The organism is Sneathiella sp. HT1-7, from assembly GCF_020731145.1.
In the GTDB taxonomy this organism is placed as follows: domain Bacteria; phylum Pseudomonadota; class Alphaproteobacteria; order Sneathiellales; family Sneathiellaceae; genus Sneathiella.
On record NZ_JAJFZN010000001.1, the window covers coordinates 561,464 to 587,176 of the forward strand.

Annotated in this window: 21 protein-coding genes and 1 tRNA gene; 15 read left to right on the forward strand and 7 right to left on the reverse strand. The window is 52.2% G+C overall.

The genetic code is table 11. From position 1 onward, the window contains the following. Positions 1 to 53: 53 nt before the first annotated feature. The 11 genes from LKE13_RS02745 (at position 54) to LKE13_RS02795 (ending at position 12,800) form a co-directional block, all read left to right on the forward strand. The gene (locus LKE13_RS02745) at positions 54 to 1,400 is read left to right on the forward strand and encodes an amidase (protein ID WP_227948164.1); all 1,347 of its coding nucleotides are present in this window, start codon (positions 54 to 56) and stop codon (positions 1,398 to 1,400) included. Between the two features lie 203 nt (positions 1,401 to 1,603). Continuing rightward, positions 1,604 to 1,942, forward strand: a complete 339-nt coding sequence (locus LKE13_RS02750; RefSeq protein WP_207041894.1) for a P-II family nitrogen regulator — start codon at positions 1,604 to 1,606, stop codon at positions 1,940 to 1,942. 10 nt (positions 1,943 to 1,952) lie between these two features. Next, on the forward strand, positions 1,953 to 3,278 hold the full coding sequence (locus LKE13_RS02755) for an ammonium transporter (protein WP_227948165.1): 1,326 nt from the start codon (positions 1,953 to 1,955) through the stop codon (positions 3,276 to 3,278). Positions 3,279 to 3,491: 213 nt separating this feature from the next. Beyond that, the gene (locus LKE13_RS02760) at positions 3,492 to 4,721 is read left to right on the forward strand and encodes an ammonium transporter (RefSeq protein WP_227948166.1); all 1,230 of its coding nucleotides are present in this window, start codon (positions 3,492 to 3,494) and stop codon (positions 4,719 to 4,721) included. A 147-nt stretch (positions 4,722 to 4,868) separates the two neighbouring features. Then, positions 4,869 to 6,062 (forward strand): aminotransferase class I/II-fold pyridoxal phosphate-dependent enzyme, encoded by a 1,194-nt coding sequence (locus tag LKE13_RS02765; protein ID WP_227948167.1) that lies wholly within the window; start codon positions 4,869 to 4,871, stop codon positions 6,060 to 6,062. Positions 6,063 to 6,074: 12 nt separating this feature from the next. Next, a complete protein-coding gene (locus tag LKE13_RS02770; RefSeq protein ID WP_415776491.1) occupies positions 6,075 to 8,447 on the forward strand; it encodes a DNA translocase FtsK in 2,373 nt (790 codons plus the stop codon). Positions 8,448 to 8,538: 91 nt separating this feature from the next. Continuing rightward, the gene (locus LKE13_RS02775; RefSeq protein WP_227948169.1) at positions 8,539 to 9,156 is read left to right on the forward strand and encodes a LolA family protein; all 618 of its coding nucleotides are present in this window, start codon (positions 8,539 to 8,541) and stop codon (positions 9,154 to 9,156) included. A gap of 63 nt (positions 9,157 to 9,219) precedes the next feature. After that, positions 9,220 to 9,813, forward strand: a complete 594-nt coding sequence (locus LKE13_RS02780) for a hypothetical protein (RefSeq protein ID WP_227948170.1) — start codon at positions 9,220 to 9,222, stop codon at positions 9,811 to 9,813. 22 nt (positions 9,814 to 9,835) lie between these two features. Beyond that, the gene (xth, locus tag LKE13_RS02785) at positions 9,836 to 10,648 is read left to right on the forward strand and encodes an exodeoxyribonuclease III (RefSeq protein WP_227948171.1); all 813 of its coding nucleotides are present in this window, start codon (positions 9,836 to 9,838) and stop codon (positions 10,646 to 10,648) included. A 53-nt stretch (positions 10,649 to 10,701) separates the two neighbouring features. Further along, positions 10,702 to 11,940: an adenylate/guanylate cyclase domain-containing protein gene (locus tag LKE13_RS02790; protein WP_227948172.1), complete on the forward strand. Its 1,239-nt coding sequence runs from the start codon at positions 10,702 to 10,704 to the stop codon at positions 11,938 to 11,940. Between the two features lie 62 nt (positions 11,941 to 12,002). Then, positions 12,003 to 12,800: an SDR family NAD(P)-dependent oxidoreductase gene (locus LKE13_RS02795; protein ID WP_227948173.1), complete on the forward strand. Its 798-nt coding sequence runs from the start codon at positions 12,003 to 12,005 to the stop codon at positions 12,798 to 12,800. Between the two features lie 6 nt (positions 12,801 to 12,806). Here LKE13_RS02795 and LKE13_RS02800 read toward each other — a convergent pair whose 3' ends face one another. The 7 genes from LKE13_RS02800 to LKE13_RS02830 form a co-directional block, all read right to left on the reverse strand. Next, complete coding sequence (locus tag LKE13_RS02800; protein WP_227948174.1) at positions 12,807 to 13,295, reverse strand: class I SAM-dependent methyltransferase; 489 nt, start codon at positions 13,293 to 13,295, stop codon at positions 12,807 to 12,809. Then, a complete protein-coding gene (queG, locus tag LKE13_RS02805; RefSeq protein ID WP_265334749.1) occupies positions 13,282 to 14,448 on the reverse strand; it encodes a tRNA epoxyqueuosine(34) reductase QueG in 1,167 nt (388 codons plus the stop codon). The genes LKE13_RS02800 and queG overlap by 14 nt, the downstream gene beginning before the upstream one ends. Then, complete coding sequence (locus LKE13_RS02810) at positions 14,429 to 15,097, reverse strand: glutathione S-transferase family protein (protein WP_227948176.1); 669 nt, start codon at positions 15,095 to 15,097, stop codon at positions 14,429 to 14,431. Before LKE13_RS02810 ends, queG begins: the two co-directional genes overlap by 20 nt. A gap of 85 nt (positions 15,098 to 15,182) precedes the next feature. Further along, positions 15,183 to 15,455 (reverse strand): hypothetical protein, encoded by a 273-nt coding sequence (locus LKE13_RS02815; RefSeq protein WP_227948177.1) that lies wholly within the window; start codon positions 15,453 to 15,455, stop codon positions 15,183 to 15,185. A 207-nt stretch (positions 15,456 to 15,662) separates the two neighbouring features. Continuing rightward, positions 15,663 to 20,225: a glutamate synthase large subunit gene (gene gltB / locus LKE13_RS02820; protein WP_227948178.1), complete on the reverse strand. Its 4,563-nt coding sequence runs from the start codon at positions 20,223 to 20,225 to the stop codon at positions 15,663 to 15,665. A gap of 16 nt (positions 20,226 to 20,241) precedes the next feature. Continuing rightward, positions 20,242 to 21,684 carry an NAD(P)-dependent oxidoreductase gene (locus LKE13_RS02825; protein ID WP_227948179.1) on the reverse strand — a complete coding sequence of 481 codons (1,443 nt, stop codon included), beginning with the start codon at positions 21,682 to 21,684 and terminating at the stop codon, positions 20,242 to 20,244. A gap of 300 nt (positions 21,685 to 21,984) precedes the next feature. Then, positions 21,985 to 22,938 carry a complex I NDUFA9 subunit family protein gene (locus LKE13_RS02830; protein WP_227948180.1) on the reverse strand — a complete coding sequence of 318 codons (954 nt, stop codon included), beginning with the start codon at positions 22,936 to 22,938 and terminating at the stop codon, positions 21,985 to 21,987. Between the two features lie 177 nt (positions 22,939 to 23,115). Between LKE13_RS02830 and LKE13_RS02835 the strand changes: the two genes are divergently transcribed. The 4 genes from LKE13_RS02835 (at position 23,116) to lptC (ending at position 25,699) form a co-directional block, all read left to right on the forward strand. After that, positions 23,116 to 23,202, forward strand: a tRNA-Leu gene (locus tag LKE13_RS02835). 68 nt (positions 23,203 to 23,270) lie between these two features. After that, the gene (locus LKE13_RS02840) at positions 23,271 to 23,885 is read left to right on the forward strand and encodes a ribonuclease D (protein WP_227948181.1); all 615 of its coding nucleotides are present in this window, start codon (positions 23,271 to 23,273) and stop codon (positions 23,883 to 23,885) included. A 116-nt stretch (positions 23,886 to 24,001) separates the two neighbouring features. Then, a complete protein-coding gene (locus LKE13_RS02845) occupies positions 24,002 to 25,018 on the forward strand; it encodes a KpsF/GutQ family sugar-phosphate isomerase (protein WP_227948182.1) in 1,017 nt (338 codons plus the stop codon). Between the two features lie 3 nt (positions 25,019 to 25,021). Beyond that, positions 25,022 to 25,699 carry an LPS export ABC transporter periplasmic protein LptC gene (gene lptC / locus LKE13_RS02850; RefSeq protein WP_227948183.1) on the forward strand — a complete coding sequence of 226 codons (678 nt, stop codon included), beginning with the start codon at positions 25,022 to 25,024 and terminating at the stop codon, positions 25,697 to 25,699. Positions 25,700 to 25,713 lie beyond the last annotated feature (14 nt).

The window sequence follows — 25,713 nt, forward strand, 5'->3', positions numbered from 1 at the left end:
CACTAATTAAGATATATGTCTAATTTGCTGTCATGGCAAAGCATTGGCACGAAATGACAGCCCTGGAACTTGGGCACCTTATAGGCGAAGGGACGATTGATCCAATCGAACTTGCGCAATATTTTTTCGAACGGATTAAAAAACTCGATCCGGAACATAAAATATATGTCCGCCTAACTGAAGAACGCGCTTTAAGCGAAGCAAAAGCCGCTGCAATCCGGGCGGCGATTGGAAGACGGCTCAGCCCGCTGGATGGTGTGCCGATTTCTTGGAAAGACCTATTTGATACGGCAGGCGTCGAGACGGAAGCCGGTACGCGGCTTTATGAAGGGCGTATACCGGCGACGGACGCAGAATGCCTGACACGGGCAAGCCGCGCCGGGCTTGTCTGTCTTGGCAAAACGAATATGCCAGATATTGCCTTTTCTGGTATCGGCGTAAACCCGTGGACAGGAACCGGAGCTAATCCCTTTGATCGAGAAATTGATCGGGTTCCAGGCGGATCGTCGGCAGGTGCAGCTCTCTCCATTGCAGAAGGGCTGGCGCCGGCGGCTATCGGATCAGACACAGCTGGCTCCGTCCGGATCCCGGCGGCATGGTGCGGTGTCACTGGCCTCAAAACAACATATGGACAGATTTCGCTGGAAGGAGCCGTCCCGCTCTCCTATTCTCAGGACACCATCGGCCCTCTCACCAAGGACATAGCCGATGCGAATATTCTCTACAGCATTCTTTCCGGCAGGCCAGCCGCCGACCTTTCTGGCTCTTCATTAGAAGGTGTACGGATCCTACGCGCGACAAGCCAGTTCGATGAACTGTCCGATCCCGCCATTACGGAACAGGTGAAAAAGGGCCTCTCCCTTTTAGCAGCCGCCGGCGCAATCGTGACAGAAGGGCCGGTACCGGCATTCGATGACGTTGTCGCATTAACGGCCAAGCATGGCAGCCCGGCTGCCATAGAGGCCTGCATGATGTATGGCGATCAAATTCGCGCCAATCGCGGCTGCATGTATGAACCGATTGAAGAACGAATCCTAGCTGCGGACAAACTCACAGCGGTCGACGCCGCCGCACTCTACCACGGGCTGGAAACATTAACCGCAGATTATATTGATCAAACCGCTGGCTATGATCTGGTGGTCGGCCCAACACAGCCCGAGCATCCTCCCGCGATAGCGCCGCTCCTTCAAAGTGTCGATGCTTACTTAAGAGCGACAATGATGTCGATCAGCCTCACGCGTCTGGCAAATTTACTTCGGTTGTGCGCAACAACTCTCCCTTGCGGCCTTGAAAGCGGCTTTCCCGTCGGCCTGATGCTGATGGCGCCAGGTGATACCGAAGGAAAGCTGCTGCGTCTGTCCACCGCAGCGGAAGTTGCCCTCAGACCTCTAAATGCCTAAAAATTAGGCTTTTTGTCATATTTGATTAAATTTTGTGCATTTTTATAGGCTATCGGCGCTCAATTTTTTGGCACCATATGCTTAATACATTGATAACACTATAAATTTCAAATCGAACCTCAGTTGGCACGGGTCTTGAAAAAAGAAGGCCGAAACCGGAGTTTTTTGCCCCGGTCAAACGACAAGTCAATGAGGTGACCATCATGAAGCTGGTAATGGCTGTAATAAAGCCCTTCAAACTGGACGAAGTGCGCGATGCCTTGACATCCATCGGTGTCGACGGGCTGACTGCAACAGAAGTCAAGGGGTATGGCCGACAAAAAGGGCATACAGAAATATACCGCGGCGCGGAGTATGCAATCTCTTTTCTCCCCAAAATTAAAATTGAGGTTGCCGTCAAAGAGGATCTTGCCGAACAGGTGGTCGAAGCAATTGCTGGCGCTGCGAAAACCGGACAGATCGGCGATGGCAAAATTTTTGTGTTCGATTTGATGAATGTCGTCCGTATTCGCACGGGCGAAACTGACGCAGACGCGCTCTAGGAGATTAATGATGCGTAATTTGAAATATATAAAAACTGCCGCCGCATCCTTTGCGGCATTCGCTCTTATTGGCGCGGCGCCCGCTTTTGCCGCAGTTGATAGCGAAACGGCCTATGTTCTCAACACATTCTCATTCCTTGTAAACGGCGCGCTCGTTATGTGGATGGCTGCTGGTTTTGCCATGCTCGAAAGCGGACTTGTTCGTTCCAAGAATACGGCGACCATTTGCCTTAAGAATATCGCCCTTTACTCGGTTGCCGGACTGACCTTCTATCTCGTCGGCTATAACCTCATGTATATGGATGTGACCGGCTATATTGGAAGCTTCAGCCCATTCTGGGGCCCAGATGATACGGAAGCATTGTCCGGCACCTTCGCAGATGGCGGCTATTCCGCATCTTCCGATTGGTTCTTCCAGATGGTTTTTGTTGCAACGGCAGCTTCCATCGTATCAGGTACATTGGCTGAGCGGATCAAGCTCTGGTCATTCCTCGCCTTCGTCGTCCTGTTGACCGCTATTATCTATCCGATCCAGGGTTCTTGGGTATGGGGCGGCGGCTGGCTCGCAGAAATGGGCTTCTCCGACTATGCCGGCTCAACGCTTGTGCATTCCGTTGGTGGCTGGGCTGCATTGACTGGCGCGATCATCCTTGGTGCCCGTAAAGGCAAATATTCTGCCGAAGGCAAAGTTCACCCGATCCCCGGGGCAAACCTGCCGCTTGCAACACTTGGTACTTTCGTCCTGTGGCTTGGTTGGTTCGGCTTTAACGGTGGTTCCGTACTTGCGCTCGGATCTGCTGCCAGCGCCATCGAGATGGCAAATGTCTTCGCCAATACCAACATGGCGGCAGCCGGTGGTGTTCTCGCAGCCATGATCGTTACGCAGATCATGTACAAGAAAGTCGACCTAACGCTGGCCTTGAACGGTGCGATCGGCGGTCTTGTATCAATCACTGCTGAACCTGCTGATCCAACAATCGGAATGGCCATTATCATTGGCGCCATTGGTGGTGCAATTGTGGTCTTTGCGGTTCCACTGCTCGACAAGTTGAAAATCGACGATGTTGTCGGTGCCATCCCGGCCCATCTCTTCTGTGGTATCTGGGGTACGATTGCGGTTGTCATTTCCGATCCGGATGCGACACTCGTTACACAGCTGACCGGCATTGTCTCAATCGGTATCTTCGTACTTGTCCTTAGCAGCATCTTCTGGCTGATCCTGAAATATACGATGGGTATCCGGGCGAGCGAAGAGGACGAAGTCGAAGGCCTCGACAAGGCGGAACTTGGGCTTGAAGCCTATCCTGAATTTGGGCAAGGCTCACAATCCTTCTAAACGACACTGGGCGGCAATGCCGCCCAGTACTTACGCAAATGCCCAATTTTTAGTCCTGAATATGGTTAAAAATTGGGCATTTTTCGTTTGTGGTTACTCAAGCTTTGCCCAAAAGCACCAAAAATGGGCAAGATCAAACTTGGCACGCTCCTTGATTAACAAAGACTAATCCGCGCCCCAACGCGGCAAAAGAATATGAGGGAGCTAAGTTGAATGTCTGAGGGAATTACAGGCACGGACGTCCTGTTCGTGCTAATAGGTGCTATTCTTGTTTTTGCCATGCATGCCGGTTTTGCTTTTTTAGAAGTTGGTACGGTCCGGCGAAAAAATCAGGTTAATGCCCTGGTTAAAATCATTACCGATTTCGGCGTTTCAACAATCAGTTACTTCTTTGTCGGCTACGCAGTTGCCTATGGCGTTGATTTTCTGGTGGATGCCGCCGTTCTTTCCGGCGAGTCAGAAGCAGATGGATATGCCTTTTCCAGCAACGGATATGATCTGGTCAAATTTTTTTTCCTGCTGACATTTGCCGCTGCCATCCCGGCCATTATATCGGGCGGTATCGCTGAACGTGCGAAATTCTGGCCGCAGCTTATGGCCACCGCGATCCTGACCGCCTTGATATACCCCTTCTTGGAGGGGATCATCTGGAATGGCAATTTTGGTATCCAGGGATATATCGAAGATATGTTCGGGGTGGGTTTTCACGATTTCGCCGGATCGATTGTCGTTCATGCTGTTGGCGGATGGATCGCCCTTGGCGCCGTTTTGCTACTTGGGGCCCGGCAAGGACGCTATACAAAAGATGGTCGCGTAAATGGTATCCCGCCATCAAATATCCCGTTTCTCGCCCTTGGCTCCTGGATCCTGTGCATCGGGTGGTTTGGCTTTAACGTCGTGAGCGCGCAAACAGTTGGCGGGATTTCCGGCCTCGTTGCCATGAACTCCCTCATGGCCATGGTCGGCGGGATCGTCGCCGCGCTTTTCGCCGGACGCAATGACCCGGGATTTGTGCATAACGGTGCGCTTGCCGGCCTTGTCGCTGTCTGCGCCGGTTCGGATATCATGCATCCCATCGGGGCACTCCTGACAGGTGGGATCGCGGGTGGATTGTTCGTATTTGCCTTTACCTATTGTCAGAACAAGCTGAAAATTGATGACGTGCTGGGCGTTTGGCCATTGCACGGACTCTGCGGGCTGTGGGGCGGCATCGCTGCCGGCATCTTCGGGCTGGAGGCACTTGGTGGTCTCGGCGGTGTCAGCTTTATGGCTCAACTTTTGGTCAGTCTTCTCGCGAGTAGTTACGCACTGTTCGCAGGCTTCCTCGTCTATGGCCTGCTAAAAAAGGTCAGCGGTATCCGATTATCGGAAGAGGATGAATTTATCGGCGCTGATCTCAGCATCCATAAAATCGGTGCCTATCCGGAACAAGACTTGAGCTGATAGGCATCATGACGCCCGAAAGGCGTGGTATAAAAGCAAGAAGTCGCGAATTATACCTCCTTTCGGCGTGTTGCCGCTTGTATACCCGGGGTGATTTAACTAAGTTCGGAGGCCGTTTATCCCCTTCGACATCGGTATCCTGGGTATATGATTAACTCCGAACTATCCCATTTACGCGGATCTCCCTTCGATGCTCTGCGCTCGCTTCTTGATCCTCTGAATCCGGCTCAAGGTTTTGAGCCTACCCTTCTAACGATTGGCGAGCCGCAACATAAGCCGCCGCAGTTGATGAATGATGCGTTGCGCGCCAATGAACATCTTTACGGAAAATATCCCCCTGTTGGCGGTACCCCCGGCTTACGAAGCGCAATCACGGGATGGCTTACCCGCCGATACGCGCTAACTGATGGAATGATCGAGGCCGATCAGAATATTGCGCCGGTGAATGGAACCAAAGAAGCTCTCTATATGATCGCATCCGTGATTACGGAGCGAGCGGGCCACAATCAGCCAAAGCCAGTTATTCTCCTACCGACGCCCTATTACCATGTCTATCATGCCGCCGCCGTCATGGCCGGGGCGGAACCTGTTTTTCTGCCCGCAGGGCCGGACACTCATTTCTTTCCGGATCTGGACGCGCTCACACCGGAACTTCTCAATCGCGCAACCGCCTTTTACTTATGCAATCCTTCAAATCCACAAGGAACCGTTGCAAGCGCGGAATATCTGACGGCTGCCCTCGCCCTCGCTCGCAAGCATGATTTCATGCTGATCGTCGATGAATGCTATTCAGAGATTTATGATAAAACACCGCCGACTGGTATTCTTGAAATCTGCGCGAAGGCTGGCGGCGCACTTGACCATGTGCTTGCATTTCATTCTCTCTCAAAGCGCTCTAGCGCCGCAGGGCTGAGATCCGGCTTTTGCGTTGGCGAAAGCGATATTATCAAGACTTTTCTCAATTTACGGAATTTTGCTGGCGCAGCGTCCCCCCTCCCCGTTTGTGCAGCGGCAGCGGCACTCTGGAATGACGATACTCATGTAGTGGAAAATCGTGCTCTGTACCGCCAGAAATTTGATATTGCTGAAAAAATATTCGGATCAAAGTTTGGCTTTTACCGTCCTGAAGGGGGATTTTTTCTCTGGTTGGATGTCGGCGACGGTGTCGAGGCCGCAATACGTCTCTGGACGAAGGCCGCAATCCGGGTCCTGCCAGGAAAGTTTTTGAGTGTTGCCGATTCAGATGGCATCAATCCCGGTGATCCATATATTCGAATTGCTCTGGTCTCGGCGCCAGAGGACAGTAAAGAGGCTTTAACTAGACTCGCCAATAGCTTATAGAATGTCCGTATGATGTTTAGATCAAAAGGTTCCAAATCGATTTCCCTATTGCCGAGTGGAAGTGTAGATTTTCTCCACCGTCGGCTCGTTGAACTGTGCGGACTGGCGTTATTGCTGCTGGCATTCATTTGCGTACTGGCACTTGTTTCCTATTCTCCGGATGATCCCAATTTCAATCACGCGACATCAAACCCAGCGAGTAATTTTCTCGGGCTTGGCGGCGCTCATCTTGCGGATTTATTGCTGCAAACCATCGGGTTTGGTTCCATTGCCCTGGTCCTCGGCCTTGTCGCTTGGTCATGGCGGGTGATGTCACATCGGGGATTGCGGTGGGGCTGGGTGCATCTTGCCGTGCTTCCCTTTGGCGTGTCATTCACTTCCGCTGCGCTTGCCGCACTTCCTGTTGCAGAAAGCTGGCCGCTGAACTCCGGCTATGGTGGCATCGTTGGCGAAGTTATTTTCAATTCGATCATCGTTGGCGGTCAACAGATCGGCCTTGATATTCATGCGGCAATCCTCGGCCCTATTTTGGCAATCATCGCAATTGCCCTCCTTTTAATATCCTTTGGCGTCTCGAAGCAGGAATGGCGTGTTATCGGCCTGTCGCTTAAAGCCGTCGTGCAAACGCTTCTGCTTGCGCCGGGATATCTTCGTGATTTCCGCTTCCGCCGCGAGATAGAAGACGAAGATGATAATGAGCCACTGGGTACAAGCGCTCCCGCCAAGAAGAAGAAAGTCCGGATTAAAAAAGAAAAGGCCCCTGTTGTCCGCAAGGCGGTAGAACCACAAATCGAACAACGAAAAACCGGAACCACTGTCGGCAAGCGCGTTGCGGCAGAAAAACAGCCCGCGCTCGATTTGGGTCCGGCCGGGGAATATCAGCTTCCGCCGCTTGATCTGCTTGCGCTTCCTGATGCGAAACTTGTCTCCAAACCAGTTAGCGAGGAGGCTCTTTCTAAGAATGCACGACTGTTGGAATCTGTGCTGGATGATTATGGAATTAAGGGGGATATCAGCCGGGTCCGTCCGGGACCGGTTGTCACGCTTTATGAGTTGGAACCGGCACCGGGCCTTAAAAGTTCCCGTGTAATCGGCCTCGCGGATGACATCGCCCGATCCATGAGCGCCATATCAACCCGTATTGCCGTCATTCCCGGTCGCAACGCCATCGGTATCGAGCTTCCCAATCAGCGCCGAGAAACCGTCTTCTTGCGCGAACTGCTCTCCGCTGCAGCCTATGAGAGTACGAATTCCAAACTGACCCTCGCCCTTGGCAAGGACATTGGTGGCGACTTGGTCGTCGCTGATCTGGCCCGAATGCCGCATCTTCTGATCGCCGGTACGACCGGTTCGGGTAAGTCTGTCGCCGTCAACACAATGATCCTGTCGCTGCTTTATCGACTGTCACCGAATGAGTGCCGTTTCATCATGATTGATCCAAAAATGCTGGAACTCTCGGTTTATGACGGCATTCCGCATTTGTTGGCGCCGGTGGTAACGGAACCTGGCAAAGCCGTTGTCGCACTTAAATGGGCGGTTAAGGAGATGGAGGACCGCTATCGCAAGATGGCCGAACTGGGTGTGCGAAACGTCGATGGTTATAACCAGCGCATCCGTGAAGCACAGAAAAAGGGTGAAGTGCTGAAGCGTACTGTGCAGACAGGCTTTGATGCCGCCAGCGGCGAACCTGTATTTGAGGAACGCGCGCTAGATACAGAGCCATTGCCGATGATCGTGATCATCGTCGATGAGATGGCGGACCTAATGATGGTGGCCGGCAAGGATATCGAGGTGGCAGTGCAACGCCTCGCCCAGATGGCCCGTGCTGCCGGACTTCATGTGGTTATGGCAACGCAGCGACCTTCGGTTGATGTCATCACTGGTACGATCAAGGCCAACTTCCCGACCCGTATCAGCTTTCAGGTAACGTCCAAGATCGACAGCCGGACCGTGCTGGGCGAACAGGGTGCTGAACAGCTCCTCGGACAGGGTGACATGCTTTATATGCCAGGTGCCGGTCGCGTACAGCGCGTCCACGGACCGTTCGTTTCCGATGAGGAAGTCGAGCAAGTCGTAAATTTCCTGAAAGCGCAAGGCGAACCGGATTATAAACAGGAAGTCACCGAAGAGAGCCAAGGTGAATTCGACGGAATGTCCGGCGGCGGCGGCGGTAATTCGGGCGATGAGCTCTATGATCGCGCCGTCGAACTGGTCTGTCGGGAGCGCAAGGCCTCCACCAGCTTCGTGCAACGTCATTTGCAAATCGGATATAACCGCGCCGCGCGCATCATCGATCAGATGGAGAAAGAGGGGGTGATCGGCTCCGCCAACCATGTCGGGAAACGCGAAGTGCTGGCCCGCGACATCGATGATCGCGAACGGTAAGTCGACGTCAATTTGCTGGCATTTTTCTGCACCTCTCCCATATCAGAAAGAGCAGTCCCAGCTAATAAGATTTAACCTGAAGTGAGACGTTATGCGTTTTATACGAAATACGGCCCAGATACTTTTTGCGGTACTTATCGCGACAGCGGTGTCCTCCCCTGCCCTTTCCGCACCGACGACAGAGGATCAGGCCCAGATTGCGCGCGTCGAAGCCTATCTAGATACTATTAAAACCATGCAGGCGGATTTCCTGCAGATTGACTCTGCTGGCGGTATCGCGGAAGGCGCGGTGTTTATGCGAAAGCCCGGCCGGATGCGCTTTGAATATAAGCCACCCGCGCAAATTCTCGTCGTTGCGGATGGCCTTTGGCTTGTTTTTCACGATAAAGAACTGAAAGAGACAACCCGTTTGCCGCTTTCCGCCACTCCGGTTAGCATTCTACTCGAAGAAGACGTCGAGTTGAGCGGCGATGTAACCGTGACAAAGGTAGAGCATGATGCCAATACCCTGCGCTTAACTATCGTCGATACGGATAACCCTGATGAGGGGAATATTGTCCTGATCTTCAGCGATAATCCGTTGCAGTTGCGTCAATGGTTGGTGACCGACGCCCAAGGTCAGGTTACGAGCATTAGTCTCGGTAAGGTCGAAAAAAACATCAAGCTAAAGCCAGAACTCTTCACCTTCTTCGATAGCGATTACGAATAAACATGAAGCGACATGTAAATCCATGGTACATAGTTCGGCATGCTGATTAACCGAGAGACCAACATGGATTATGACGACGATTTCGATGAAGACCTGCCCGATATCGAAGACTATCCGACCCTGATATCCGTTGTTCGCTTTAACAAGCTCATCCCGTCAATTCCATGGTTTGAAGATGTCGGTGAGCCTTTGCCTCAAGAGGCGCTGACAACGGCCCGCGATTATATGGACATGCTCGGCTTTCCAGATGCCTTTGTAGCCGAAGTGGAAAACTGGGAAGATGCGGCGTTCGCCGCGAGCAATCCGGAATTTAACAGCGACTGGTGGGAAGCTGAAGAACAGCTTCGCATGGGCCTGACAACCATGGCGCTCGAACTCATGAGTGAGGAAGATTTAAACCTCGCCCTCACTCAAGTCTCTGCAACGGCATCCGATATTGTTTCCAAGGCAGTGGACGCAATGGCGGAAGAGGCTGGCATCGAAGATCAGGAACTTATCCGCGCCGCGACTGGCTCCGCATTGCAAAGCTGCCACCAGGCCGCGCTTGTTCTTGCCGCAGGAGAGGAAGATGCGCACCCGTTTGCGCTAAAATACAAGCTGTTTGAACAGGGGCACTGGCCAATCGCCATTACAGGCAGTAGCTTTAATATATTCTGAGAAATTCCGAGAAAGATCCGTAATGAACGATTTGCGCCTTGTCACATGGAACGTCAATTCCGTACGCGCCCGCCTTGCCCATGTGGAAAAATTCGTGGCGGAACACCAACCCGATGTTCTCTGCCTTCAGGAAACCAAGGTGACCGATAACGAGTTTCCTCTCAAAGCCTTTGCAAAAATGGGGTTTGCGCATCATGCTATCGCTGGACAAAAAAGCTATAACGGCGTGGCGATCTTTTCCAAATTGCCATTTGTTCCCACTGATAGCAGACTCTGGTGCGGTAAGGATGACAAGCGGCACCTCGCCGTTACGTTAGAAAACGGTGTCGAGATACATAATTTCTATGTGCCGGCCGGCGGCGATGTCGCGGATGTAACGCAAAATGAAAAGTTTGCACATAAGCTGGATTTCATGACAGAAATGGCCAACTGTTTCACAGAGCGGCGGTCGGACAGCAACAAGCTGATTCTGGTTGGGGATCTTAACGTCGCCCCGTTTGAAACTGACGTCTGGAACCATAAGCAGCTTTTAAAAGTCGTCAGCCATACACCAATAGAGGTGGAGCATATGGCACGTATTTATCAGTCCCATGACTGGGTCGATGCGATGCGCCATTTCGTGCCGGAGCCAGAGCCACTTTATTCCTGGTGGAGCTATCGCGCCCGGGACTGGCGCGCGTCAAACCGGGGGCGCCGTCTGGATCATGTCTGGGTAACACCTGCTCTCAAATCGCATTTAAAAGCAATGGACATCACTCTGAATGCACGCGACTGGGAAAAGCCCTCGGATCATGCACCCGTCGTTGTCGATTTTGATTTTTCTAACCTGCAATAGATTACGCATCATCTGGACTTGTCAATGTTGCTGTTTGACAGGATAGTTATTTGATGAGCCAGAAAGAAAAAACCAAAGATATTCCTCGGTTGAGCATAGGCGAAGCAAGCAAAAGAGATACGGAACTCTCACACCAGCTTCTGGTACTCTGCGCCGTCATGATGGCGATACCCGCGTTTTTCTGGGGCGGCATCTATGCCTATTTCGGGGAGTACAGGGCCGCTGTCATCGCCTGGGCCTTTACCGTCATTTCCATTTGCACACTGGTTTTATTCCGAAAGGAAAGAGGCTTCCAGCTTCTCCGGGAAAGTCAGCTATTTCTCACCCTGATGCTGCCCTTTCTGGTAATGCTTGAACTCGGCGGATTTATCAATTCTTCAACTGTCATTGTCTGGTCGCTGATCAGCCCGATGGGCGCACTGGTATTCGCCAATCGTAAAATTGCCACATACTGGTTTGTTGCCTTTATCCTCTTGCTCCTGATTGGTGCCACCCACAATTTCTTAACCCCATCCTCCGAAAACGGTCTTCCGCCGGAGCTGGTTAATATTCTTTTCGTGATGAACTTAAGCGGCGTTTCGATCGTTGCTTTTGTGCTGCTTGTTTATTTTGTCAGCCAGAAAGAGAAAACTTTCTCGCTTCTGGCAGAAGAACGGCAGCGCAGCGAAAATCTGATCCGCAATATGCTGCCCGAAGCGATTGGCGAGCGCCTAAAAAAGGATCAACAACCAATTGCCGACAGGCTGGATAACATTACGATCCTGTTTGCAGATATCTCCGGCTTTACCAGCTATGCGATGAACCGTCCACCGGAGGAAGTAGTCACCCTGCTGGATACGATCTTTTCTCATTTCGACAACCTCCTCAGCAGGCGCGGCTTGGAAAAAATCAAAACCATCGGTGATGCTTATATGGTATGCGGTGGCATGGATGGAGATGCAGAAACTGGCGCCAAAGAAGCGGCGGAGTTTGCCCTGGAAACTATGGCCTATGTAAATGAACTATCCGGGCCGTCAACAGGATCTCTGGGATTAAGAACCGGAATTAATACAGGATCGGTCGTTGCCGGTGTCATCGGCCACAGCAAATATTCCTATGACATCTGGGGTGATGCCGTGAATATTGCCGCGCGTCTTCAACAAACGGCCCGGACGGGCGACATTCTCATTTCCGAAACGACGGCGAAATTATTAAATGGCGAATTCAGATTGAAACCGCAAGGAGAAGCTGAACTGAAAGGCCATACACCCGTCGTGACCTACACCTTATTGCCGAAATCTTCCGGCGGTTAGGGCTTGCCGAAGACGAAGGCTTACGGCAAAGTTAGGGAAAAATAATAAAAAGGGAGGGGAACATGCTGCAAGGATCACCAAACAATGGCCGCCTTGAGGGGAAAATCGCGCTGATCACAGGCGCGGCGTCTGGCATCGGCAAAGCGACCGCGGAACGGTTCGCTCGCGAAGGCGCAAAAGTTGCCCTTACCGATATCGACCCGGATAAAGGCGAGACGCTGGCGGAAGAATTAATAAAGTCAGGGCATGAAGCCTTTTATCAGAATCTTGATGTAGTGAACCCGGAGGAATGGCGCACTGTTGTCGAGTCAGTCATCAACCGCTGGGATCGGCTTGATATTCTGGTCAATTCCGCCGGGATCGGACGGGCAAAAGGCCTTCTCGAGATGAGCTATGATTTCTGGCGCCAGACAATATCCATTAATCTGGATGGGACATTCCTCGGCACACAGGCCGCCGTTGACAGCATGAAGGATACGGGTGGTGGTGCCATCGTCAATATTTCTTCCGTTCTCGGCTTTGTCGGCATGTCCAATATTTCGGCCTATGCCGCAAGCAAGGGTGGCGTTCGGCTATTCACAAAGGCTGCTGCCATTGAATGCGCAAACAAGAGATATAATGTGCGCGTAAACTCAGTGCATCCGGGATATATCGAAACGCCAATGGTTATGCGTCGGTTCGATAAAATCGCAGAGGCCGAGCGAGAGGCTGAAGAAACTAGATTAAAGGAATCCCACCCTCTCGGGCGTCTCGGCAAACCAGAGGAGATTGCGTCAATGATCCTTTATCTTGCCTCCGACGAAGCGGCGTTTGTGACTGGCGCAGAGTTTGTTGCCGATGGCGGCTATCTCGCCCAATAGCACCAATTACATCTGGCGATATATGTGATAGCGGCCTTCGGCAACACCTTCAGGAAGCCGAAGGGATTGCCAGCTTGGCACCTCAAATGGCTGGTCACTGACAATTATCGCGCCCGTGACCAGCAGCTTTGGAAGACTTTCACCAAGCATTCTGGCAAGCGCGACACTGGCCGCCTTGTCGCCGGAACCAATATCGCAATGGGCAAGGACAGCCTTGTCCGTCATCTTCTCTAGCGCGGTCGGAACGGTTTCAAGAAAATTACCGACGATCATATGATCGGAATCCGGAATGCAATCAGGGTGCGCCTTTACATGACGGTCGAACACATAGATATCCCGCTCCGGCATCAGACTGCGGAGATGATCAAATGTTCGGCCGTTGCCCAGGCCGAGTTCTAACACACTTCCCGGTTTATCCTCGATAATGGCAGCGGCATGGTTCAGGCAATCACGCTGTGCACTAATGCGCCGGATAAAACTTTCAAGCCTGCTCATTCTCATTCCCTTTACTTAAAAACCATTCCGTCCGCACCGCGTCGTCCGTTTCCTGTCCTACCAGAATATCAAAATGCTGGCCATAAATCTCAGGTGTGGCCAGCTGCCCCAGAGCCCAAACTGCAGCAACCCGTATAATTGCCGATCTATCGCTCAAAAGCGGTGTTACTACTTCCAGAAAAGCCAAATGGCCGCTGTTTCCTATCGCAATCAGGACATTGCGCAAGAACCGGTTCCTCCCCAGTCTCTTAACGGGCGAACCCGAAAATAGAGCCCGAAATGCCGCGTCATCGAGTGTTGCGAGTTCTGCAAGCGATGGCGCAATGAGTTCCGAGCGAGCCCGGAGCTTCAGTTCACGTGCTGTTTTCGCATACTTGTTCCAGGGACAGACAGCCAGGCAATCATCGCAACCGTAGATCCGGTTACCGATTAACGGCCTCATATGCCGATCAATATGTGCCTTTGTCTCAATCGTGAGATAGGAGATGCAGCGCCTCGCATCAAGCTGATACGGCTCAGGAAAGGCATTCGTCGGGCAGATATCAAGACATTCCGTACATGAGCCGCAACTCCCCTCCGTCGCCAGGTCAGGCGTGATTTCATGCGTGGTGAAGATACATCCAAGGAACAGCCATGAGCCAAAATCCCTGCTTAAGAGATTGGTATGCTTTCCCTGCCAGCCAAGACCTGCTTTAGCCGCCAATGGTTTTTCCATCACCGGTGCCGTATCAACGAAGACTTTTACGTCTCCGCCATAATCCCGGACGATTCCGCGGGCGATGCGTTTGAGCTTCTTCTTGACGACATCATGATAATCCCGGCCTTGCGCATAGACGGAAATGACCCCGTGTTCGCTCTCTTCTGTATAGGCAAGCGGGTCAATCTCCGGGCCGTAATTGAGTCCAAGCATGATAACCGATTTAGCTTCCGGCCAAAGAGCCTGTGGATGATGACGGCGTGCAGCTTTCTCGACAATCCAGTCCATGTCGCCATGACGTCCGGCCGAGATAAACTCTTTCAGATGTTTTCCGGGGATATCTCCGATATCAGCAGACACAAACCCAATCGCGTCAAATCCTTCGGCACGCGCAGCCGTGCGAAGTGCTGCTTTGTCCACGGACACTGGAAAGGAACTAGAAATCGAGATCGGCATAATGTGAGGGCGCTGGCATTCCCGGCAGGTTATCCGCGAGGATCGCACGGAAACTCGGGCGCGATTTTGCCCGCGCATACCATATCTTGGCTGAGGGATGCTGCTCCCATGGGACATCGCCGAGATAATCCACACTAGAGAGCTGCGCCGCTGCCGCGATGTCAGCTAGGCTGAATTGATCGCCCGCCAGCCAAGACCGCCGCTCCACTAAATAGGAAATATATTCTAGATGGTAGTGAATATTATGATGGCCTGCGCGGATGGCGGCCGTATTTGGTGTTCCCGATTTCGTTAACCGCTTCATGATCTTTTCTTCGACGAGATTATCGGTCACCTCACTAAAGAATTTCCGATCAAACCAGCCAATAAGGCGCCTTGTTTCTGCGCGATCAAGTCGGTCTTCGGGTAGCAACCGGATATCTTCATAGGTTTCTTCTAGATACTCGCAAATTGCTTGGCTGTCGGCCAATGTGATCTCATTCTCATCGATTAGCACCGGAACTTCCCCTGCGGGGTTTCTGGCCAGCAAGCCCGGGCGCCGTTCCCAAGGCTTTTCGATTTTCAGCTCAAACTTTAGCTCTTTTTCGGCAAGGGCGAGACGCACCTTGCGGCAAGCAGGAGATATCCAGAAATGATAGAGTGTACGCATGGGGCGACATTACCCCATGCGGAAGGAATGTAGAATAGGCTGAATGGACGATTTTGCGAAAAATTTGTATTAATCGGCATGTTGGTTAGTTAACAGGATAAATCCTGAGATTTTCACTCCGTTTCAAGAGCCGCGCACATTCACGTCGAACACGGTCAAACATTTCTGCAATACGAATTTTCCCAAGTCCGTCAAGACGCGTGACCTGTTTAAGGGCCATTTCCGGCGCCTCTTCCCCATAGATCAGAATGAAACGTCGTGCCGCCCATTTTACATATTCTGTGCTGATTATCGGATCCGCAAGTTTAGGCGGTAAAGTTCCCATATCATTCGTATCAAAGGCAGCTACATTTTCCATTTCTGTTTCTCCTGTGTGAACTTGCAACATTTTACTACCTGAAACAAAGCAAACACCGTGCCAGAACATCGCCGTTATCAACCGCCATCAATTAGCGTAAATCTATAATTACGGCGGCAATTTCGCCTCTTTGCAGGGAAATTTCTACCCATTAAAAAAGCCGAGATAGCAGTATCTCGGCTTTTCTATCATACGTAAATGACGCTTCTAGGCTCGCTGCTGAGCAATTTCATCAGAAATCGGATGCTCAAGCTTGTTCAGCATCTCCTTAGGGCAAACCTGGTAAAAGCGATCCCGCTCCCACCCCCAATCGGCAAGCAGCGCCTGAGCAAACTTGGAGTGAGTATTTTCGGCATGTTCCGCTATCATCTCTTTCAGAACGCCTTCCCAATAGCTGGACGCGAGTCGCTGATAGACAACGGATTCATCGTTAATATGAACAGGCAGGACGTCGTCGACATCATAAACAAACGCCATACCGCCGGTCATACCGGCGCCGAAGTTATCACCGACAGCGCCCAGAATTGCCACCATGCCACCCGTCATATACTCGCAGCCATTAGTGCCGCATCCTTCAACGACTGAAGTAGCGCCAGAATTTCGAACCGCAAACCGCTCTCCTGCTTGACCGGCGGCATAAAGCTCGCCTGATGTCGCCCCATATAGAACCGTATTGCCGATGATGGCGTTCTCGTTCCACTTGAGAGGGCTGGATGTAACAGGCCGAACCACAATTGTCCCGCCGGATAACCCCTTACCGCAGTAATCATTGGCATCCCCCAGTACTTCCAGCTTCAGGCCCTGAACCGCGAAGGCACCAAGAGACTGACCAGCTGAGCCGCGCAAGCGCACCGTAATATGACCGGGCTCAAGGCCGGTCATTCCGAATTTTCGAACAATCCGGGACGACAGCTTGGTACCAATGGCCCGATGCGTATTGCGAATGCTGTAGGCAAGCTGCTTTTTCTCGCCGCCTTTGTTAAAGACACTCGCCGCGTCCATGATCATCTGCGCATCCAATGTTTCAGGAACAGGAACCGGTCCCTCATTGACGCAATATCTGGGGTTATTTCCTGCATCGGCTTCCGCCAATAACGGGTTCAGATCGAGATCATCAAGATGCGCCGAACCACGACTGACCTGAGAAAGCAGACCGCTCTGCCCGATAATCTCTTGCAGGGATCGATAGCCAAGCTGGGCCAGAATCTCCCGCACCTCTTCCGCGAGGAAACTGAAGAGATTGACGACCTTATCCGCATTCCCTTCATATTTTTTACGCAATTCCTCATCCTGCGTGCAGATACCGACTGGGCAGGTATTGGAATGACATTGCCGCACGAGAATACAGCCAAGCGCAACCAGCGCGCCTGTCCCAAGGCCATACTCTTCGCCCCCCATCATGGCGCTGATAACGATATCACGGCCGGTCTTCATCCCGCCATCGACCCGGAGCAACACCCCATGGCGAAGCTTATTCAGGGTCAACACCTGATTGACTTCGGGCAGGCCCATTTCCCAAGGGACACCCGCGTATTTAAGTGATGTCTGCGGGCTCGCCCCGGTCCCGCCAGAGTTTCCGGAAATCATGATGACATCAGCTTTCGCCTTGGCGACGCCCGCAGCAACCGTTCCGATGCCAGCTTCCGCCACCAGCTTGACGCAAACCCGCGCCTCAGGATTGATCTGTTTCAGGTCGTAAATAAGCTGCGCCAGATCCTCAATAGAATAGATATCATGATGTGGCGGCGGTGAAATCAGGGTCACTCCCGGCGTTGAGTTCCGCAGTTTCGCAATCATTTCCGACACCTTGAAGCCGGGAAGTTGCCCGCCTTCACCCGGCTTGGCGCCCTGTGCAATCTTAATCTCAATCTCTTCACAGTTATTGAGATATTCCGCCGTTACGCCGAACCGGCCCGAAGCAATCTGCTTGATTGCAGAGCTGGGGTTGTCACCATTGGGGCGCGGCTTAAACCGGCTCACATCTTCGCCTCCCTCGCCACTATCGGACTTGCCCCCAATCCGGTTCATGGCGATGGCTAAAGTCTCATGCGCCTCCTTACTGAGCGCGCCAAGGCTCATCGCGCCGGTTACGAACCGCTTGCGAATTTCCGTAATGCTTTCAACTTCGTCAATCGGGATCGGCTGACGCGGTGACTTGAAATCCAGCAAATCACGCAGGTTCACCGGCGCCATCTTGCTCATTCCCTCGCTATACTTCTTATAGAGAGAATAGCTGTCCTTTTCGACGGCCGATTGCAGCAGATGGACCAATTCTCCATCGAAAGAATGCACCTCACCGGAAGCTCTGTAGCGGTACAATCCCCCAACAGGCAGGCTAATTACATCCTCGCGATAGGCTTTTTCATGCTGCTCAAGCACCTTATGCTGGATACCAGGAAGACCGATGCCAGAAATCCGCGAGGGCATGCCCGGGAAAAATTCTGCGACCAGCGCACGCGACAGACCAACGGCCTCGAAATTATAACCACCACGATAGGAACTGATCACCGAAATGCCCATTTTGGACATAACTTTCAACAAGCCCTGATCGACCGCCTCTTTCGCGCGCTGAAGGCAGGACTTGATATCAAGTCCCGGAAACAAACCTCGTTCATGGCGATCCATGATCGTTTCTTGCAACAGATAGGCGTTTACCGTTGTTGCGCCTACTCCAATGAGAACGGCGAAATACTGAACATCCAGACATTCGCCTGAACGAATATTAATTGAAGTAAAAGTACGCAGCCCTTCGCTCACCAAATGCGTGTGAACCCCTGCCGCCGCCAAAATTGACGGAATAGGCGCACGTGTCGGCCCCGTATTCATATCGCTCAAGATCAAATGGGCGCAGCCGCCACGTACCGCGTTTTCCGCCTCAGCACGGATATAGCGGAGCGCTTTGGTAAGGGCTTCCGGACCGTCCGTGACATCAAAGGTGCAGTCAATTTCCTGCGCGGTATCGCCCATATATTTTTGCATGGCGTCGAACTCACCATTCGTCAGAACCGGCGACTCAAGCGACAGGATTTCCGCCTGGCTCTTGTCCTCATCCAGAATGTTATTCAGATTGCCCAGCCGGGTCTTCAAGGTCATAACACGGCGTTCGCGCAGGCTGTCAATCGGCGGGTTTGTCACCTGACTGAAACGCTGCCGGAAATAATGATGCAAGCCCCGGTAATGCTTGGAGAGGACAGCAAGCGGCGTGTCATCCCCCATAGAGCCGATAGCCTCTTTTCCATCTTCGGCCATGGGCTGTACGATCAATTCCAGATCTTCCAGTGACCAGCCGGAGCAAAGCTGCCGTTTACGGAGATCTTTACGGTCAAAATGATGTGGTTCGTCGGCGCCTTCAAGCCGGCTGCCAAGATCAACCGTATTTTCGATCCATTTTTCGAAGGGCTGGGCGTTAGCCATCTTGTCCTTCAATTCGCGATCAAAAAAGAACCGGCCTTTCTTCAAATCCACGCCGATCATTTCGCCCGGGCCAACCCGGCCCTTGCGCACGATTTTGGATTCATTGACAGGCACCATGCCCGTCTCCGACCCCACCAGCAATAGATTGTCGCCGGTAATTGTATAGCGAAGCGGGCGCAGGCCATTCCGATCCAATCCGGCGATGACCCAACGACCGTCAGTCGCACAGACGGCGGCAGGACCATCCCATGGTTCCATAACCGAATTACAATAGGCATAAAGGGCTTTATGCTTTGCTGGCATATTTTCCTTGTTACCCCAGCTTTCCGGGATCAGGAGTGTTTTCGCCATTGGCGCGCTACGTCCGGCGCGGACAAGCACTTCAAACACGGCATCAAGGGCCGAGCTGTCTGAACTACCCGCCTGTACAATGGGTTTTACGTCATCTGATTTATCGCCGAAGGTGTCAGACACCATCCGGATCTCATGGCTTTTCATCCAGTTGACATTGCCCCGTATGGTGTTGATTTCACCATTGTGGGCAAGCATCCGGAAAGGCTGCGCCAGGTTCCAGGTTGGGAAGGTGTTAGTCGAATAACGCTGATGATAGATCGCGAAGGTCGAAACGAACCGCTCGTCAAGCAGGTCAGGGTAAAAGCTCGACAACTGTTCGGCTAGAAACATTCCCTTATAGATAATCGACCGGCAGGACAGTGTGCAAATATAAAAGCCACTGATATGCGCCGCCAGTACTTTCTTTTCGATCCTGCGACGGATGATATAAAGGTCGCGTTCGAACTCGTCATCATCGACGCCACGCGTATTGGCGATCATGATCTGCTCGATCTCGGGGCGTGTCGCATTGGCCTTTTCACCAATAATGCTCGCGTCCACCGGCACCTGCCGCCAGCCATAGATATAATAGCCAAATGCAAGAATTTCACTCTCAACGATTGTCCGGCATGTCTCCTGCGCCTCGAAATTCGTTTTAGGCAGGAACACCATCCCAACAGCCAGCTTTCCGTCGATCGGCTCATGACCGGTCCGCATAATATGCTCTTTGAAGAAATCCTGCGGAATTTGAACGTGAATGCCACAGCCGTCGCCGGTCTTCCCATCGGCATCAACTGCCCCTCGGTGCCAGACAGCTTTCAGGGCATCGATCCCGGCCACAACGACAGCGCGCGAAGCCTTGCCATCAATCGCCGCGACGAGACCCACGCCGCAATTGTCTTTTTCCTCAGCCGGGTCGTAGAGTCCGTTAGCCTGTAAATGCGTTGCGTTTTCCGTCCAAGATTTAACGAATTCTTCGCCTGAGGAGAGATTGGCTTGTTGATTTTCAATTTGCTTTTTCATTTTTCATCCCACTCCGCTACGAAGCCAGCACTGTTTGTTCATTCATCTGTTTATGGGTCAGGAACCGATGGACAGACTGCGCGGCATCGCGCCCGTCACGAATAGCCCAGACCACCAGGGACGCCCCGCGGACAATATCACCTACGGCAAATACCCCTTCCAGATTGGTCATTCCCGTTTTGAAGTTGACCGAAACAGTGCCCCAGTTGGAAACTTCAAGACCCGGCTCGTCAAACAGTTGAGGAATATCCTCTGCATCAAAGCCAAGCGCCTTGATCGCCAGATCGCACGGAATGTCATATTCCGATCCCTCAATTTCGACCGGCACCTGTCGGCCAGTGGAATCGGCAATGCCCAAATGCATCTCGATTGCCTTGACACCGTTTACTTGCCCATCGCCAAGAAAGGCCTTCGGCGCGGAGAGCCAGACAAATTCAACACCCTCCTCTTCCGCGTTCAAAACCTCACGGAGTGAGCCCGGCATATTCTTGCGGTCCCGGCGATAAAGGCATTTAACAGATTTCGCTCCCTGCCGGATAGCTGTCCGGACGCAGTCCATCGCCGTATCACCACCGCCAATAACAACAACATTCTTACCCGAAGCATTCAGTGTTCCATCCTCAAAAGCCGGGACGTCATCGCCGAGGCCTTTCCGGTTCGACGCCGTCAGATATTCCAGCGCCGGCACAATTCCGCCAAGACCACTTCCTGGTACCGCTATGTCCCGAGATTTATAAACACCGGTCGCAATAACGATCGAGTCATGTTTCGCCCGAAGATCGGCAAGCGTTGCATCGCGACCTATTTCGAAATTCAGATGGAAGGTTACTCCGCTGTCGCTCAGCAACTTGGCTCGCTTCTCAACCACATCCTTTTCCAGCTTAAAGCTTGGGATACCATAGATCATGAGGCCGCCGACGCGATCATAACGATCATAGACATGAACCTGATAGCCTCTCTTGCGCAGTTCGTCCGCTGCTGCTAAGCCACCCGGACCTGCGCCGATAACACCAACGGACTGTTCGCGCTCGACACTTGGAACAGTCGGCTTGACCCAACCTTTTTCCCAGGCAGTGTCCGTAATATACTTTTCAACGGCTCCGATTGTGACCGATTCAAAGCCCTTCTCAATGACACAGGAACCTTCGCAAAGCCTGTCCTGCGGGCAGATGCGACCACAGATTTCCGGGAAATTGTTTGTGGACTGGCTAACTTCATACGCCTCTTCCAGGCGACCTGCCGCCGTCATCATCAACCAGTCCGGAATATTATTCTGGACGGGACAATGAACCTGACAATAGGGGATACCGCATTGCGAACAACGGCTTGACTGCTCCGTGGCCCGGTCACTATCAAACTCGTCATAAATTTCGTCGAAATCCTGGCGGCGCGTCTCTGCGGTGCGCTTGGATGGCATTTTCTTATCCAGAGAGACAAACTTTAGCATTTTTTCAGTCATCAGGCATTCCCATCCCGAACCTCAATATAAAGGCTCGGGTAAAAACAGTCATATTGATCAAATTACAAATTAAGACATAGCAGCGAGCGGGCGGGTCATTCTTGAATGTCCCCTCAAGAAGCGCGAAGCCGCGAAAATCTCTCAGTTATTGATTTGAATAACCTAATTGCTCGCAAAATACCAGCAAAAAAATCATTATATGTCAGCACTACTGACGTATAATTCGTTCATTTTTGCAGCTTACCGTTTTAGGGTCGCAATTTTTCCATAATTTCCCAAATACATAAGTCCGATACGGACCTATTGTGCGGCAATGGAATTCAGGCCGCCGCCCCGACGATAGCGTCGCAGATATTCCGGCACCACTGCATCAATCGTGTTTGGTTGAATCCCGATATCCTCAAGATTCGGGAAATTGCCACTCGCCACATTATCTTCCTGCAGCATCTTGACCTGATCCGAAGTCAATTGCGGCCGCCCTGGTGCAAGGGCCATAAAACCCGCCATAACTGACATAATGGCTGAGGGTACCGGCAACAGTACACATTTACGCCCCGTAAATTCGAGAACCTTCTCCATAAGTTCCTTGAAGCTATAAACATCCGGACCTGTCAGTTCCCAGATTTTTCCCTGCTGCGACGGCGTTTCAATGATCCTGACGATTGCATCCGCGAGATCCTCCACCCAGATCGGCTGCATCTTCGTCTTACCGCCATCCGCCAACGGAAAGACCGGTGCCAAAGACAAAATAGTTGCAAAGCGGTTAAAAAAATCGTCATCACAACCAAACACGACCGACGGACGGAGAATGGTCGCGCCCGGAAATTCCTTGGCTGCCAGTTCTTCCCCAACGGCCTTACTACGCGCATAGGCCGCCTCATGATCTTTTCGGGCGCCAAGCGCAGACATATGAATAAGCTGCGTCGCACCTGCCGCCTTTGCCGCAGCAGCAATGCGCTCTGCCGCATCGACGTGAAGTCGCCCAAAATTCTGCGCGCCCTTCTCATAAAGTACGCCAACAAGATTAATCACGATGTCCGCGCCCGCGACCGCCCGATCGACAGACCGCTGATCCCGGACATTCGTTTTGACTCCGGCGATCTGGCCAACGACGCCCTGCGTCATCAATTGGGCCGCGCTTTCCGGGTCACGCACAGCGAGGCGGACTTGATACCCCTTCGCTGCCAGACGACCAACCAGATGCCGGCCGATAAAGCCGGACCCGCCGAAAATGGTAATCAAATGACCCGACATTCCCTAGTTCCTCTACTTACGGCGAGGTCTTGCACCCACCCGAAATACCTCAGTTAATGCCAATATCTACCCGTTTAGCTCTGCAACGCCAAGGGCAAACCGTAAATTTCTTCAATTCTTTTGACGAAGTTTGTTGACATACGGCCATGCGCTTTATATCAGAGGCGACGATAAGTTGCCCAGGTGGCGGAATTGGTAGACGCGCTAGCTTCAGGTGCTAGTTTCTGTATGGAAGTGGAAGTTCGAGTCTTCTCCTGGGCACCAATGCTTTAGCATATATTTACGGTTATGCCCCATCCTTCTCGCTGCACTAGCCGTTACCGGAGGATGAAATGGCAATTTTTCTACATCATGGCGACCTTCCTGACGATGTCGATCTCGGACCGTCCATTGCAGTGGACAGTGAGACAATGGGACTTCTCCCGCATCGTGACAGGCTTTGTCTTGTTCAGCTTTCGTCCGGCGATGGGAACGCACATCTCGTCAAGTTCAATGGGCAAAGCTATGATGCACCAAATCTCGTCCGGCAGCTTAGTGATCCGGAACGGCTCAAAATTTTCCATTTCGGCCGGTTCGATATTGCCGTGTTGGAACATTATCTCAATGTGACCTGCGCGCCAGTTTACTGCACAAAAATCGCCTCCCGCCTGATCAGGACCTACACCGATCGGCATGGGCTGAAGAACCTCTGTCAGGAGGTTCTTGGCATTGATATCTCAAAGCAACAGCAATCTTCCGACTGGGGCGCGGATGAGCTTAGCGATGCGCAAATGGAATATGCCGCATCCGATGTTCTCTATCTGCATCAGCTGAAAGAACGCCTTGATGAAATGCTAATACGCGAAGGGCGAGCGGTGATTGCAGCGCAATGTTTCAAATTTTTGCCAACGCGTGCACAACTCGATCTTGCAGGATGGCCAGACACAGACATCTTCGCACATAGTTAGGGTATAGTGGCAAAGCGCTATTAACCTTGTTAAGAAGGCACAATTTTCTTATATATTGGTGAAGTTCAGCGATGGCGCGTCGGCCCGATTTTTTTGGCGCCGGGAAACGCAAACAGATGACGGATCGGCTAATGGCAATTTCAAAGGGCGCGGCAACGATGGGAGTTGACGAAACGAACGACCTTGTTGCCGCCCGAAAAGTCCTGAGAACAGAGGCCGATGCGATTTTGCAGCTGCTGGAAGATCTCAACGATGAATTTATCAAAGCCTTAGATTTTATCTTTAAGGCACGTGGCCGGGTCATTGTCAGCGGCATGGGCAAAAGCGGGCATATCGGCAATAAGATTGCCGCGACACTTGCGTCCACGGGCACACCTGCGCAATTCGTTCATCCAGCAGAGGCAAGCCACGGCGATCTTGGCATGATCACCAAGGACGATGTCGTGATATGTCTGTCGAATTCCGGTGGCACGAAAGAGCTAAGCGATATCATTGCCTATACCCGGCGGTTCCATATCCCGCTTATCGCGATCGTTGGCAAGGCGGATAGTACACTTGGCCGACGCGCCGATGCGCTGTTACTCCTGCCGGATGTTCCGGAGGCCTGCCCGATGGGTCTGGCGCCGACAACCTCGACAACGGCTACCTTGGCGATGGGGGATGCGTTGGCGGTTGCTCTGCTTTCCCGCCGTGGTTTCGATGCAGAACAGTTCCGCGTCTTTCACCCGGGCGGGAAGCTTGGCGGCTCCCTGATCAAGGTTGCCGACCTAATGCATACCGGAGAGGCCATGCCACTTGTCGGTGAAAACACATTGATGAGCGAAGCGCTGATAGAAATATCAACGAAAAGCTTCGGCTGCGTTGGCATTCTAAATGCGAACGAAGCGCTTATCGGAATCATTACGGATGGTGACTTGCGGCGCCATATGGGCGCAGACCTTCTCGGCAAACCCGTTAGTGAAGTCATGACACGCGACCCGCAGACGATTACGTCCAGAGCGCTTGCAGGTGAAGCCCTCGCCCAGATGAATTCCACCGGCTTTAACGGCATTACTTGTCTTTTCGTGGTCGATGACGGCCAGACGATTGGCATCATCAGCGTACATGACTGCCTGCGCAGCGGGGTCATGTAAAACATGAAGCGCGTAGATGCCCTACCAACAAAAGATGAAATCTCCAACGAGACACTTGCCGGCACAGCGGACTTCGTTGGCACACCGGGTCTGGCTGAATTGAAGTTCAACGCCCGATACAGTCATTTTGTTTCCGTTATCAAATTCATACTGTTGGGACTTGCAATCCTTCTGGTCGGCCTGGCATTTATCCTCCCCAATCTTGATAAGCCCGAAGGCTTCAAGCTCGACTATGCGGATGTCACGGTATCCGATGACGGGCTGACGATGAAAAATCCGCAGTATGTCGCAAGTGATATTAACGAGCGGCAATATGTCGTGACGGCGGATACAGCGACGCAGAAGACAGCAACGGCCTCTCTTGTCTCACTTACGAATATTCAGGCAGATATCACACTTCCCAGTAAAGACTGGATTTCAATCTCTGCGCCAGCGGGTGAACTGGACACGGAAACCGGCGTGCTCGATCTCTATGGCGTGATTGACATTTTCAGCGACAGTGGCAACCAGTTCTCTGCCAATTCAGCTCAGGTCAACCTGAAGAAACGGACAATCACAAGCGACAATCGACTGAAAGGTCACGGCCCGCTCGGGGCCATTGAAGCGGATGGTCTTGCCGCGGACCAGATTACTGGTAACATACGATTTGACGGTAATGTCAAAATGACTATCAATCCTTAATAAAGAATCTTGGA

What these genes read in the sequence shown, in the direction of transcription:
- LKE13_RS02745 (WP_227948164.1), top strand. Translation starts at nt 54, where the DNA reads ATGACAGCCCTGGAACTTGGGCACCTTATAGGCGAAGGGACGATTGAT.
- xth (WP_227948171.1), top strand. Translation starts at nt 9,836, where the DNA reads ATGAACGATTTGCGCCTTGTCACATGGAACGTCAATTCCGTACGCGCC.
- LKE13_RS02775 (WP_227948169.1), top strand. Translation starts at nt 8,539, where the DNA reads ATGCGTTTTATACGAAATACGGCCCAGATACTTTTTGCGGTACTTATC.
- LKE13_RS02840 (WP_227948181.1), top strand. Translation starts at nt 23,271, where the DNA reads ATGGCAATTTTTCTACATCATGGCGACCTTCCTGACGATGTCGATCTC.
- LKE13_RS02780 (WP_227948170.1), top strand. Translation starts at nt 9,220, where the DNA reads ATGGATTATGACGACGATTTCGATGAAGACCTGCCCGATATCGAAGAC.
- gltB (WP_227948178.1), bottom strand. Translation starts at nt 20,225, where the DNA reads ATGAAAAAGCAAATTGAAAATCAACAAGCCAATCTCTCCTCAGGCGAA.
- LKE13_RS02830 (WP_227948180.1), bottom strand. Translation starts at nt 22,938, where the DNA reads ATGTCGGGTCATTTGATTACCATTTTCGGCGGGTCCGGCTTTATCGGC.
- LKE13_RS02755 (WP_227948165.1), top strand. Translation starts at nt 1,953, where the DNA reads ATGCGTAATTTGAAATATATAAAAACTGCCGCCGCATCCTTTGCGGCA.
- LKE13_RS02765 (WP_227948167.1), top strand. Translation starts at nt 4,869, where the DNA reads ATGATTAACTCCGAACTATCCCATTTACGCGGATCTCCCTTCGATGCT.
- LKE13_RS02760 (WP_227948166.1), top strand. Translation starts at nt 3,492, where the DNA reads ATGTCTGAGGGAATTACAGGCACGGACGTCCTGTTCGTGCTAATAGGT.
- LKE13_RS02825 (WP_227948179.1), bottom strand. Translation starts at nt 21,684, where the DNA reads ATGACTGAAAAAATGCTAAAGTTTGTCTCTCTGGATAAGAAAATGCCA.
- LKE13_RS02770 (WP_415776491.1), top strand. Translation starts at nt 6,075, where the DNA reads ATGTTTAGATCAAAAGGTTCCAAATCGATTTCCCTATTGCCGAGTGGA.
- queG (WP_265334749.1), bottom strand. Translation starts at nt 14,448, where the DNA reads ATGCCGATCTCGATTTCTAGTTCCTTTCCAGTGTCCGTGGACAAAGCA.
- LKE13_RS02790 (WP_227948172.1), top strand. Translation starts at nt 10,702, where the DNA reads ATGAGCCAGAAAGAAAAAACCAAAGATATTCCTCGGTTGAGCATAGGC.
- LKE13_RS02845 (WP_227948182.1), top strand. Translation starts at nt 24,002, where the DNA reads ATGACGGATCGGCTAATGGCAATTTCAAAGGGCGCGGCAACGATGGGA.
- LKE13_RS02750 (WP_207041894.1), top strand. Translation starts at nt 1,604, where the DNA reads ATGAAGCTGGTAATGGCTGTAATAAAGCCCTTCAAACTGGACGAAGTG.
- LKE13_RS02800 (WP_227948174.1), bottom strand. Translation starts at nt 13,295, where the DNA reads ATGAGCAGGCTTGAAAGTTTTATCCGGCGCATTAGTGCACAGCGTGAT.
- LKE13_RS02810 (WP_227948176.1), bottom strand. Translation starts at nt 15,097, where the DNA reads ATGCGTACACTCTATCATTTCTGGATATCTCCTGCTTGCCGCAAGGTG.
- LKE13_RS02815 (WP_227948177.1), bottom strand. Translation starts at nt 15,455, where the DNA reads ATGGAAAATGTAGCTGCCTTTGATACGAATGATATGGGAACTTTACCG.
- lptC (WP_227948183.1), top strand. Translation starts at nt 25,022, where the DNA reads ATGAAGCGCGTAGATGCCCTACCAACAAAAGATGAAATCTCCAACGAG.
- LKE13_RS02795 (WP_227948173.1), top strand. Translation starts at nt 12,003, where the DNA reads ATGCTGCAAGGATCACCAAACAATGGCCGCCTTGAGGGGAAAATCGCG.